The 11,379-nt window shown below is 70.7% G+C and carries 13 protein-coding genes and 1 pseudogene; 10 read left to right on the top strand and 4 right to left on the bottom strand.

Annotated elements, in window-relative coordinates:
- Nucleotides 1-326 (top strand): annotated as a pseudogene (locus QH270_RS05315) (class 1 fructose-bisphosphatase); the annotation flags it as partial.
- A 9-nt stretch (nucleotides 327-335) separates the two neighbouring features.
- Complete coding sequence (locus QH270_RS05310; RefSeq protein WP_280339224.1) at nucleotides 336-1,214, top strand: phosphoribulokinase; 879 nt, start codon at nucleotides 336-338, stop codon at nucleotides 1,212-1,214.
- Between the two features lie 6 nt (nucleotides 1,215-1,220).
- Here QH270_RS05310 and QH270_RS05305 read toward each other — a convergent pair whose 3' ends face one another.
- Nucleotides 1,221-1,568: a PLD nuclease N-terminal domain-containing protein gene (locus QH270_RS05305; RefSeq protein WP_280339223.1), complete on the bottom strand. Its 348-nt coding sequence runs from the start codon at nucleotides 1,566-1,568 to the stop codon at nucleotides 1,221-1,223.
- A gap of 7 nt (nucleotides 1,569-1,575) precedes the next feature.
- Nucleotides 1,576-2,613, bottom strand: a complete 1,038-nt coding sequence (locus QH270_RS05300) for a hypothetical protein (protein ID WP_280339222.1) — start codon at nucleotides 2,611-2,613, stop codon at nucleotides 1,576-1,578.
- 114 nt (nucleotides 2,614-2,727) lie between these two features.
- On the opposite strand from QH270_RS05300, the gene QH270_RS05295 reads away from it, so the two are divergent.
- Nucleotides 2,728-3,336: a TetR/AcrR family transcriptional regulator gene (locus QH270_RS05295; protein WP_280339221.1), complete on the top strand. Its 609-nt coding sequence runs from the start codon at nucleotides 2,728-2,730 to the stop codon at nucleotides 3,334-3,336.
- Here QH270_RS05295 and dinB read toward each other — a convergent pair.
- Entirely contained in the window at nucleotides 3,322-4,557 is a 1,236-nt protein-coding gene (gene dinB, locus QH270_RS05290; protein ID WP_280339220.1) for a DNA polymerase IV, read from the bottom strand. The genes QH270_RS05295 and dinB overlap by 15 nt on opposite strands.
- Nucleotides 4,558-4,667: 110 nt before the next feature.
- Here dinB and QH270_RS05285 point away from each other — a divergent pair, with 110 nt between their 5' ends.
- The 5 genes from QH270_RS05285 to QH270_RS05265 are packed head-to-tail and all read left to right on the top strand — an operon-like array spanning nucleotide 4,668 to nucleotide 8,291.
- Entirely contained in the window at nucleotides 4,668-5,780 is a 1,113-nt protein-coding gene (locus QH270_RS05285) for a DNA glycosylase AlkZ-like family protein (protein ID WP_280339219.1), read from the top strand.
- 31 nt (nucleotides 5,781-5,811) lie between these two features.
- Entirely contained in the window at nucleotides 5,812-6,891 is a 1,080-nt protein-coding gene (locus tag QH270_RS05280) for an NAD(P)H-dependent amine dehydrogenase family protein (protein WP_280339218.1), read from the top strand.
- A complete protein-coding gene (locus QH270_RS05275) occupies nucleotides 6,888-7,367 on the top strand; it encodes a carboxymuconolactone decarboxylase family protein (RefSeq protein WP_280339217.1) in 480 nt (159 codons plus the stop codon). The genes QH270_RS05280 and QH270_RS05275 overlap by 4 nt, the downstream gene beginning before the upstream one ends.
- Nucleotides 7,368-7,386: 19 nt before the next feature.
- Complete coding sequence (locus tag QH270_RS05270; RefSeq protein ID WP_280339216.1) at nucleotides 7,387-7,800, top strand: NUDIX hydrolase; 414 nt, start codon at nucleotides 7,387-7,389, stop codon at nucleotides 7,798-7,800.
- Complete coding sequence (locus QH270_RS05265; RefSeq protein ID WP_280339215.1) at nucleotides 7,797-8,291, top strand: hypothetical protein; 495 nt, start codon at nucleotides 7,797-7,799, stop codon at nucleotides 8,289-8,291. Before QH270_RS05270 ends, QH270_RS05265 begins: the two co-directional genes overlap by 4 nt.
- A 7-nt stretch (nucleotides 8,292-8,298) precedes the next feature.
- Here the strand turns inward: QH270_RS05265 and QH270_RS05260 are convergent, their stop codons facing one another.
- Nucleotides 8,299-9,378 (bottom strand): epoxide hydrolase family protein, encoded by a 1,080-nt coding sequence (locus QH270_RS05260; protein WP_280339213.1) that lies wholly within the window; start codon nucleotides 9,376-9,378, stop codon nucleotides 8,299-8,301.
- 115 nt (nucleotides 9,379-9,493) lie between these two features.
- Between QH270_RS05260 and QH270_RS05255 the strand changes: the two genes are divergently transcribed.
- Both QH270_RS05255 and QH270_RS05250 read left to right on the top strand, forming a co-directional pair.
- Nucleotides 9,494-9,973: a MarR family winged helix-turn-helix transcriptional regulator gene (locus QH270_RS05255; protein ID WP_280339210.1), complete on the top strand. Its 480-nt coding sequence runs from the start codon at nucleotides 9,494-9,496 to the stop codon at nucleotides 9,971-9,973.
- Nucleotides 9,974-10,101: 128 nt separating this feature from the next.
- Complete coding sequence (locus QH270_RS05250; protein ID WP_280339208.1) at nucleotides 10,102-11,139, top strand: fused (3R)-hydroxyacyl-ACP dehydratase subunits HadA/HadB; 1,038 nt, start codon at nucleotides 10,102-10,104, stop codon at nucleotides 11,137-11,139.
- Nucleotides 11,140-11,379 lie beyond the last annotated feature (240 nt).

Raw genomic sequence — 11,379 nt, 5'->3', positions numbered from 1 at the left:
CCCCCCCCGGGGGGGGTTTTTTCCCCCCCCCCCCCCCCCCCCCCCCCCGGCCCGGGGGGGGGGGGGGCCCGCTGCTCTACGGCGCGAATCCGATCGCGTTCATCGTGGAGCAGGCCGGGGGCGCGGCCAGCACCGGCCATGACCGGGTGATGGCGGTGCCGCCGGCGGAGGTCCATCAGCGGGTGCCGTTCATCTTCGGCTCACGCAACGAGGTGCTGCGGGTGGAGCGCTATCACCGCGAGCCCGACGCCGGACCGAGTTTCGACAGTTCGCTGTTCGGGACACGGTCGCTGTTCCGTCCGGCCAAGCACGACCAGCGCACCTAGGAGACGCCCATGTCGGTCAAGCATCCCGTTGTCGCGATCACCGGGTCCTCCGGTGCGGGCACGACGAGTGTCACCCGGACCTTCGAGGACATCTTCCGCCGGGAGGGCATCAGCGCGGTGGTGGTGGAGGGCGATTCGTTCCACCGTTTCGACCGCGCGGAGATGAAGATCGCGATGGCCGAGGCCGAGCGGCAACGCGATACGACGTTCTCCCATTTCGGGGAGGACGCGAATCTGCTCCCGGAACTGGAGACCTTGTTCCGGGAGTACGGCGAATCCGGGGTCGGGCAGGTGCGCCGGTATCTGCACGACGAGGAGGAGGCCAAGCCTTACGGGCAGCCCGCGGGCACGTTCACGCCGTGGGAGGATCTCGCGCCGGGCAGCGATCTGCTGTTCTACGAGGGCCTGCACGGTGCGGCGGTGACCGACACCGTGAACGTGGCGCGCTACGCCGATCTGCTGGTGGGGGTGGTGCCGATCATCAACCTCGAGTGGATCCAGAAGGTGTACCGCGACAAGACCCATCGCGGCTATTCCAGTGAGGCGGTGATCGACACCATCCTGCGCCGGATGCCCGACTACGTGAAATACATCTGCCCGCAGTTCTCGCGGACGTATGTGAACTTCCAGCGCGTGCCGACCGTGGACACGTCGAATCCGTTCATCGCGCGCAGCATTCCGACCGCGGACGAGAGTTTCGTGGTGATCCGGTTCGCCGATCCCAAGGTGATCGACTTCCCGTATCTGCTGTCGATGCTGCACGATTCGTTCATGTCGCGCCCGAACTGCATCGTGGTGCCGGGCGGGAAGATGGAACTGGCGATGCAGTTGATCTTCACGCCGTTGATCCTGCGGTTGATGGACAAGCGGCCCAAACGGTTCGTCTGATCAGGCCTAGTCCTCGTCGCGTTCGGCCTGCTGCCTGCGGGCCTCGCGACGCTGCTGTTCGGCACGCTCGCGCAGACCACGCAGGAACGCCTCGTCGTCATCGGGATTGGCCGCGACCGCCCGGCCGGGCCGGTCGTATTCGCGGTAGCGGGTGGTGGCCGCGTGACGTTCGGGACCGACGGGGCGCCCGGCGAACAGCCACAGCAGGGCGCCGATCGTGGGCACCAGCACGACCACGAGAATCCAGCCCATCTTCGGCAGATGGCGGATCCCGTCGTCGGGGCTGGTGATGATGTCGACGAGGCAGTACACCCACAAAGCGAGGGTCAAGAAGCCGAGGACGGCGTAAGGCATTGGCCGACTATCCCACGCGCGGGGTCGCCGGCGCATCTCGGTAATGGTCGGCGACCGCGGCGAAGGCGACCTTGGGTTCCCAGGTCATGGTGGGGTAGGCGGTGCCGGTGCGGCCGTCGAGGACCTTGACGATGCCGTAGCTGGCGAGGTCGAGGTCGAGGGTCGGGTCGCCGTCGGGGCGGTGCGGCATGTCGTAGAGGGCGAACAGGAACACGAAGGCGGTGTCGATGCCCGCGTCGTCGAACAGTTCGAGCAGTTCGCGCAGGTAGGTGGCCTGGCCCTGCTCGTCGCGGGTGTGGATGCCGGTGAGGCGGATCGGGTCCGGGTTGTACTCGACGATGTCGAGGCCGTTGGCGCCGACGTCGCCCGCGCCGTGGAAGGTGGCCGCGCCGAATTCGGTGACGGCCACCGGCTTTCCCTGGGTAACGAGGGCGCGCACGCCGTCGGCGAAGCGGTCGGCGACGGCCGCCGAGCGGTACAGGTCGACCGAGATCAGGTCGAACAACGCCCAGTCGACGCGTTCGAACTGGACCGAGGCGTAGGTGAGCCTGCCGCCGAATCGTTGCCGGATCAACGGCACGACCGTGTGGAAGAAGGCGTTGAGCTGGGCGCTCGCGTGCGCGACCCGGGTCGGCAGCGTGTCGACGTCGGCGAGGGCGGCGACGCGTTCGGCGACGCTGTCGCCGGGGAGGAATCCGGCGGTCATCAGGCTGAGTTCGGCGCCGACGACGAGGACGACCTCGGCGCCGCGGCGGCGCAGCCGCTCGGCCCGCTCGGCGCAGTCGAGTAGCAGCGCGCGCATCTGTGCGGTGGTCTGTTCCAGGGGATACGGCGAGAACCACACCTCGAGGCCGAGGTCGGCGGCGTGGGTCGCGGCGAGTTCGAGGCGGTCGGCGTCGCCGCCGACGATCCGGACGGCGGTGCAGTGCAGGTCGTCGCGGATGATCCGCAGTTCCGCGCGGACGTTGTCGGCGTCGTAGTGGGGCCGGGAGGAAATGCCGTCGCGGAGGAACCCGGTGTCGTAGGTGATGCCTTTGGCGCGCATGGTGTCGCTCTTTCCGAGAGAGATACGGTACGTGAAGTACCCTAAGTGATGGGATAGCTGCCGACAAGGCGATGCGCTGAAGGTACGATCGTCCGAAAGTAGAGGAGGTCGTCCGTGGCGGAACCGGACAAGCCGACGCGGCGTCGTGGCGCCGAACTCGAGGACGCGATCCTGTGCGCGGCCGCCGGCGAACTCCGCGACGGCGGTTACGCCGGGCTCACCATGGACAAAGTGGCCCAGCGTGCCGGCACCAACAAGAACGCGATCTACCGGCGCTGGCCGAACCGGCTCGCCCTCGGCGTCGCCGCTTACCGGCGCCTGGCCACCGCCGTCGAGGTGCCCGACACCGGCGATCTGCGCGCCGACGCGCTCGAACTGCTGCGGCGCGCGAATCGGCACTGGAGTTCGGCACTCGGTGCGATCATGCGTGAGCTGCTCGCCGCGGCCGGTGGTACCGCCGAACTGCTCGCGCAGCTGCCGGAACAGTCCGTCGACGCGACCGCGGCCACCTGGCTGACCGTGCTCGGGCGGGCGGTGGCGCGGGGGGAGGCGTCGCCGGAATGCCTGCGGCCCCGGGTGGCGACGGTGGCGATCGTGCTGTTGCGCAACGAGTTCGTGCTGCGTGGCGTACCGACCGCGCCCGACGACGTGCTCGTCGAGATCGTCGACGAGGTGTTCCTGCCGCTGGTGCTGCGGCGCGGCGAATCCTCAGTCGGGCAGTAGCGGCACCGACAGGCCCTCGCCCTTTTTCAGCAGGGCCGCGCGGGTGACGGCGGCGGTCCCGAAGCGGCGGCGCAGGTCGTCCAGAGTGGCGTCGAGGGTGTTGTCCGCGCGGGGTTCCAGCGGGAGGGTCAGCTGCATGGTGTCGGCGTCGTCGAGGTTGGTCAGTGACAGGCCGATCAGGGTGATGCCGCGTTCGTCGATCAGCGGCTGGGCGAGGTCGAGCAGGCCGCGGGCGGCGTGGCGCAGGGTCGCGGTGGCATCGGTGGCCTCGATGAGGGTGTGCGAGCGGGTGGCGCGGGTGAAGTCGTCGAAACGCAAGCGCAGGATGATCGTGCGGCAGACGCGGTCGGCGGCGCGCAGGCGGCGGCCGAGGCGGTCGGTGAGACCGTCGAGGTAGGCGGCGATCTCGTCGGGTTCGCGGTGTCTGCGCCCGAGTGCGCGCTGGGCCCCGATCGAGCGGCGCCGGCGGCCGGTCTCGACCCGGCGCGGGTCGCGTGCCCAGGACAGGGCGAACAGGTGCCGGGCCGCGCCGGGGCCGAGGATGGCGCGCAGGTGCGGTTCGCCGAGCTCGGCGAGCTGGCCGACCCGGGTGATGCCGTGGGTGTGCAGGGTGGCCGCGGTGACAGCGCCCACGCCCCATAATCGCTCCACCGGCAGCGGATGCAGGAAATCGAGTTCGCCGCCCGGCTCGACCAGGCGCAAGCCGTCGGGTTTGGCCACCGCGGAGGCCACCTTGGCCAGGAACTTGGTGCGGGCGATGCCGACCGAGATCGGCAGGCCGACCTTCGCGCTGACCTCGGCGCGCAGCGTGCGCGCGATGTCGATCGGTTCGCCGCGGATCCGGCGCAGCCCGCCGACGTCGAGGAAGGCCTCGTCGATCGAGATGCCCTCCACGAGGGGAGTGGTGTCGTGGAAGATCGCGAACACCGCCTTGCTGGCCTCGGCGTAGGCCGACATGCGCGGCGGCACCACCACCGCGTGCGGGCACAGCCGCAGCGCCTGCGCGGCATTCATCGGCGTGCGGATGCCGAAGGCCTTGGCCTCGTAGCTGGCCGCCAGCACCACCCCGCCGCCGACGATCACCGGCTTGCCGCGCAGCCACGGCTGATCGCGTTGCTCCACGGAGGCGTAGAAGGAGTCCAGATCGGCGTGCAGGATCGAGGCCTCGGCGCGGGTCTGGATGCGCGGGCGACGCGCGGCGGCGGAATCGGACACGAACATATGTTCGCATCGGTGTGTGACAGAAAAGGTTGCCGCATGATTGCGCCGGACGCTGTCGGTGGGATCTGATCTGATGGACGGCGACCGTACGGTGAAAGAGGTTGCTGCGCATGATGAGTGTCGGGTGGGATCAGGTGTTCGCGTGGCGGCTGGCGCGCCAGTTCGTCACCGTGCCGTCGAGCGGTTCGGCCGCCGACATCGCCGACCGCTCGGCCGGGATCCAGGCGCAGGTGGCCTCGGCCGCCGAGACCGCGGTGGCCGTGCGCAGCCGGGTCGCGCGCCCGAACGCGGTGAGCGAGGCGCTGGCCGCGGGCACCCTGGTGAAGACCTGGGCGATGCGCGGCACCCTCCATGCCATGCCACCCGCGCAGGCCGCGGCCGCGCTGGCGCTCATCGGCTCGGCGCGCACGTGGGAGAAACCGGCCTGGCGCAAGACCTTCGGCGCCACCCCCGCCGAGGTGGCCACCCTGGTCGAGGTGGTGTCGGGCATCCTCGCCAACCAGGTGCTCACCCGCGCCGAACTCGTCGAGGCAGTGCTCGCCGAACCGGGTTTCGCCCACCTCGCCGACCAGCTGCGCTCGGGCTGGGGCGCGGTGCTCAAGCCGCTGGCCTGGCAGGGCGCGCTGTGCCACGGCCCGTCGCGCGGCACCAACGTCACCTTCACCGCCCCCGCGAACCTGATCTCGGGCTGGGCCGGGATTCCTGCGCCGGAGGCCGCGGCTCCCGTGCTGATCAAGGCTTATCTGGGCGCCTACGGCCCGGCGACGCCGGAGGTGTTCGACACCTGGCTCAGCCGCAACAATCTGCGCAAGACCGTCGTGCGCGGATGGTTCGCGGAACTGGGCGCGGAGCTGACGCAGGTCGATGTCGAAGGCCGGACCGGCTGGATTCCGGCCGAGTTCGCCGACGACCTCGCCGCGGCGAGCCTCGACGGCACGGTCCACCTGCTCGGCCCGTTCGATCAGTATGTCCTGGGGCCGGGTACCGGGGACACCGCGCTGCTCCCGGCCGAGCATCGGGCGAAGGTGAGCAGGACCGCGGGCTGGATCTCGCCGCTGGTCGTGGTCGACGGCCGCGTCGCCGGGACCTGGGAACGGGTCGAGGACGCGATCGTGGTCGCGATGTTCCCCGGCGCCACGGTGCCCGAGCGCGCGCTGGCCGCGGCGGTGGACCGGCTGGGGGCCGCGCTCGGCGGGACGACGCTGACCGTCCGAAACGCCTGACACCGAACCAAGCACTTGTTAGGCTCGCGCGATGATCCCCACGATCGTCTGGGGCACCGGCAATGTCGGCCGCGCGGCCATCCGTGCCGTGGCCGCCCACCCGGCGCTGGAACTCACCGGGGTGCTCGTGCACAACCCCGACAAGGTCGGCCGTGACGCGGGCGCGCTCGCCGGACTCGACACCGAACTGGGTGTGGCCGCGTCCGCCGACATCGACGCGGTGCTCGCCGCCCGGCCGCGCGCGGTCGTCTACGCGGCCTCCGGTGACATCCGTCCCGATGACGCGCTCGCCGATATCGTGCGTGCCCTGCGCGCGGGCGCCGTCGTCGTCACCCCCGCGCTCTACCCGCTCTACGACCCGGTCGGCGCGCCCGCCGAACTGCGCGAGCCGGTCCTGGCCGCGATCGCCGAGGGCGGCGGTTCGCTGTTCGTCTCCGGCGTCGATCCCGGCTGGGGCAACGATGTGCTGCCGCTGTTGATGAGCGGCCTGTCGAGCACCCTGGATGTGGTGCGCTGCCAGGAGATCTTCGACTACTCCACCTACGACCAACCCGATTCGGTGCGCTATCTGGTCGGCATGGGTCAGCCGATGGACTATCAGCCGCCGATGCTGCTGCCGTCGGTGCCGACCATGGTGTGGGGCGGGCAGATCCGGCTCATGGCCAGGGCGCTGGGCGTGGAACTCGGCGAGATCCGCGAGACCCTGGACCGGCGTGCACTCGATGCGACCGTGCAGACCGTGCAGATGGGCGAGTTCGCGGCGGGCACCCAGGGCGCGGTGCGGTTCGAGGTGCAGGGCATCGTCGAGGGCGAGCCGCGCATCGTCATCGAACACGTCACCCGCATCCACCCGAGTTGCGCCCCGGACTGGCCGACACCGCCGGACGGTGTCGGCGCGCACCGGGTGATCATCGAGGGCACTCCGCGCATCGAGGTGAGCGTGGAGGCCTCCGACGAAGGCGGCAACCGGTCGGCCGGCGGGAACGCCACGGCGGTGGGCCGCTTGGTCAACGCCATCGACTGGCTGGTCGCGGCCGAACCCGGCCTCTACGACGCGCTCGATGTGCCGCTGCGGGCCGCGGTCGGCAAACTCGGAAGGAAGACCCCATGATCATCGATATTCCCGAGGGCAAGGACCCGATCGGCTACGTGTGGGGCGAGATGGTGCCCGGCATCGGTGTCGCCGCCGCCGCGTTCTCGCTGTCGGTGTACGAGCATTCGACACTGGGACTGCGCGAGTTCGAGGCCGCGCGGCTGCGGATCGCGCAGATCAACGGGTGCCTGTTCTGTCAGGATTGGCGCACCGAACGCGACGGACAGAAGGTGGAGCCCGAATTCGCCGAGGCGGTGACGAACTGGCGCACCACCGATCTGTTCGACGACCGCGCCCGGCTCGCCGCCGAGTACGCCGAACGCTACGCCACCGACCATCACGGCCTCGACGACGCGTTCTGGGCCAGGATGTTCGAGCACTACTCCCAGGCCGAGGTGGTCGAGCTGAGCATGAGCATCGGCTCGTGGCTCGCGTTCGGCAGGCTCAACCGCGTGCTCGGGCTGGACACCGTCTGCGTCCTGCCAGGTCACTGACGGGCGTAGGCTGCGGGCCGTGGTCGACTCTCCGGTACAGCAGCTCATCGATACCGTCGCCTGGGTCCTGATCGAGGACGGGCGCATCCTGTGCGGGCGCCCCCGCGGCAAGGACGTGTACTTCATTCCCGGCGGAAAACGGGAGGGCGCCGAAACCGACCTGCAGACGCTCGTCCGCGAGGTCGCCGAGGAACTGACGGTCGAGCTCGACACCGACACCGCCGTGCACGTGGGCACCTACGAGGCGGCGGTGGCCGACGGCCACGCGACGGTGGTCCGGATGGCCTGCTACACCGCCGAATATCGCGGCGTGCTCACCGCGAGCAGCGAGATCGACGCACTGGCCTGGTTCGGCTACCGGGACCGCGATCTCGTGCCGCCGGTCGACCAGTTGCTCTTCGACGATCTCGCCGCGGCGGGCGCGCTGCGGTGACCGGCGGCGGCCTCGCGCGGACGGTCGCGTACGCGCTGCTGGCGCTGCCACTGGCCTTCTCGCCGGCGCGGACGCGGTTGCGGGTGCCGCGGCGGCTGCTGCGCGAGCCGGTGGCCGCGCGCCGGATCGGCACCGGCCGCTGCCTGACGCACTCGGTGTTCTCGGCCGGGCTGGGTGTGGTGGCCTGGTTCCTGCTGATGCTGACCGCGCTCGGGCTGGTACGCGGGCTGCTGTATCCGTTGGTCGCCGCCAACGACTACGAGAACTCGTGGGGCGGACCGACGTTGGCCGGGGCGTGGGCGGTGCACGCGGCGGTGAGCCTGGTGGTGGCGCCGCTGTTCGTCGGCGTCATCGCCGCGCTCGGCCGCGTCCAGTTGCGGGTGACGCGCGCCGTGTTCGACGGCGACGGCCCGTGGTGGGTGCTGCCCGCCGCCGTGGCCCTCACCGCGGCGGGCGTGCTGTTCTTCGTCTCGTGGGTGCAGCAGATCTGAGCGCGGCTCAGGACCTGGCCAGGAAGAACTCACGGATGTCGGCGGCGAGCAGCTCGGGCACTTCCATCGCGGCGAAGTGTCCGCCGCGGTCGAATTCCGACCAGTGCCGGATGTCGTAGCGACGTTCGGCCAGCGGGCGTACCGACAGGGTGATGTCGTGGGGGAACACCGCCACCCCCAGGGGGACCGGGCAGGCCGGGGTGCCGCGGGCGGAGTCGCGATGCAGTCGTGCCGAGGACGCCGCGGTGGCGGTGAACCAGTACAGGGAGACGTCGGTGAGCACCCGGTCGTCGTCGACGGGGGTGCGCGGGTCGGTCCACTGGGCGAATCTTTCGGCGATCCAGGCCAATTGGCCGACGGGGGAGTCGGTGAGGGCGTAGCCGAGGGTTTGCGGGGTGGTGGCCTGCAGCGCCTGGTACGGCGGGCGGTCGGCCATCAGGCGGCGCACGGTGTCGAGGCGGGCGAGGTCGGTCGGCGACAGCGCGAGGTCGGCGTCGGGGTCGGGGCGGGTCGGCAAATAGTTGACGTGCACCCCGACGACGTGGTCGGGGGCGTGTGCGCCGAGCGCGATCGAGATGCCCGCGCCGAAGTCACCGCCCTGGGCGCCGTAGCGGTCGTAGCCGAGGCGGCGCATCAGTTCGGCCCAGGCGCGGGCGATGCGCGCCACGTCCCAGCCGCGTTCGTGGGTCGGCCCGGAGAAGCCGTAGCCGGGGATCGATGGGATCACCAGGTGGAATTCGCGCGACAGCGGTGCGATGACGTCGAGGAATTCCAGGAACGAGCCGGGCCAGCCGTGGGTGAGGATCAGGGCGCGCGCGTCCGGGTCGGCGGCGCGGACGTGGACGAAATGGATGGTCTGGCCGTCGATCTCGGTGGTGTAGTGCGGCAGTTCGTCGAGGCGGGCCTCGTGGGCGCGCCAGTCGTAGCCGGTGCGCCAGTACTCGGCCAGTTCCCGCAGGCGGGCCAGGGGGAACCCGTAGTCCCAGCCGGCGTCGGCGACTTCGTTGGGCCAGCGGGTGCGGGCGAGGCGCGCACGCAGGTCGTCCAGGTCGGACTGGGGGATGTGGACGCGGAACGGTTCGATCATGGTCTCGCCTCCGGCGGATTCGTTCGGAAGATAAACATTGGTGATGCAAACGTTTGTGAACCAAACGGTATCACCGGATCGTTGGCGCGTCCAACGACTGGGGTAGGCTCCGGACATGGCGAAGCCACCCGCGTCGACACGGCCCAGCTGGGAGACCCTGCCCAGCTGGCTGCTCACCCAGACCGCCCATCACGCCCATCGCCTGGTCAGCGACGGCTTCGCGGCCGCCGGCGGTCGCGGCTACCACTACCGCGTGCTCGCGACGCTGGCCGAGTTCGGCCCCGCCAGCCAGGCCACCGTCGGTCGCCGCAGCGGCATCCACGTCAGCGACCTCGTCGCCACCATCAACGAACTGGCCGAACGAGATCTGGTCGACCGCGCGCCCGATCCCGCCGACCGACGCCGCAACGTCGTCTCCCTGACCGCCGCCGGCCGACGCCAGCTGCGCCGGCTCGAACAGCGACTCGCCGCGGCCCAGGACGAACTGCTGGCGCCGCTCGGCCCGGCCGAACGCGATCGGCTGACCGAGCTGCTGTCGAGGCTGCTGGCCCACCACGACGAGCTCACCGACGGTTCCCCGGACCCGCGGCGATGACACACCGCTCGGCGTGTACGGCGTGGGAGCGGCGGGTCGGGCTGTGAAGTACCCCAACGTGTGCGCGATATCGCGGTGAGTCCGCTAGCCTGCCGAGAGTCCGTTCCCCGAACGAAGGTGATCTCAAAGTGACTTCCGTGGTCGATGCCCCTGATATCGCGTCGAAGGTAGGGCATTACTACCGGGTCGACGACGTCTACGAGGTCGGCCGGGAAAAGGTCCGCGAATACGCCAGGGCCGTGCAGGATTTCCACCCCGCCCACTGGGAGGACGAGGCCGCGGCCGCACTCGGCTACCGCGGGCTGGTCGCCCCCTTGACGTTCACCTCCATCCCGGCGATGGCGGCCAACCGCACGCTGTTCGAGTCCGTGGTCACCGGCTACGACATGTTCGTGCAGACCGAGCAGGTCTTCGAACAGCACAAGCCGATCGTCGCCGGTGACCGGCTCGTGGTCGACGTGGAACTGTCCTCGGTGCGCCGGATCGCGGGCAAGGACCTGATCACCGTCACCAACACCTTCGCCGACGAATCCGGCGAGACCGTGCACATCATGCACACCACCGTCGTCGGCATCACCGGTGACGGCGTCGACCCCGCGATCACCGCCGCCGTGGAGAACGTGATGGTGCACGGGGTCAAGGTGTTCGGCAACGGCGACGCCGCCACCGAGGCCACGGAGACGCCGCTGCGTCCGGAGGGCGAACTCCGGCTCTCCGCCGAGGGCACCACCCGCGAGCCCGGAACGACCCTGTCGTTCGAGGAGCTGACCGTCGGTGCCGAGCTCCCGATCCGTGCGGCGCGGCTCTCGCGCGGGGATCTGGTGAACTACGCGGGCGTCTCCGGCGACGGCAACCCGATCCACTGGGACGCCGCCATCGCCGAACTGGCCGGTCTGCCCGACGTGATCGCCCACGGCATGCTCACCATGGGCCTCGGCGCCGGTTTCGTCTCGGCGTGGTCGGGCGATCCGGGCGCGGTGACCCGCTACGGCGTGCGGCTGTCGAACATGGTCATCGTCGACAAGCAGGCGGGCGGCGAGATCGAGTACACCGGCCGGGTCAAGTCGATCGATCCCGAGACCCGCTCGGCCGTCATCGCGATCGTCGCCAAGTCCGGTGGACGCAAGATCTTCGGTCTGGCGACCATCACGCTGCGGTTCCGCTGATCAGTGCGGCGCGGCCCCCGGGGGCGCGCCGGGCTCCGTGCGCGCGGGGCGGGCCGGGGCGCCGCGCCCCCCCGGGGTGTTTTCCGCCCCCCCCCCCCCCCGCCGGGGCTGCCTCCGCTAGCGCCCCATCGCCGGGTGCACCAATTTTCTGGGGGCGGCCCCCAATCCCGGGGGGGCCCGTCTTACCGGGGGGGCGCGCCCCGGGGCGCCGCCCCGTGCTCGGTGCGCGCGGTCCGGACC

The organism is Nocardia neocaledoniensis (assembly GCF_029868625.1).
In the GTDB taxonomy this organism is placed as follows: domain Bacteria; phylum Actinomycetota; class Actinomycetes; order Mycobacteriales; family Mycobacteriaceae; genus Nocardia; species Nocardia neocaledoniensis_A.
This window is presented reverse-complemented; position numbering and strand designations above follow the sequence as displayed.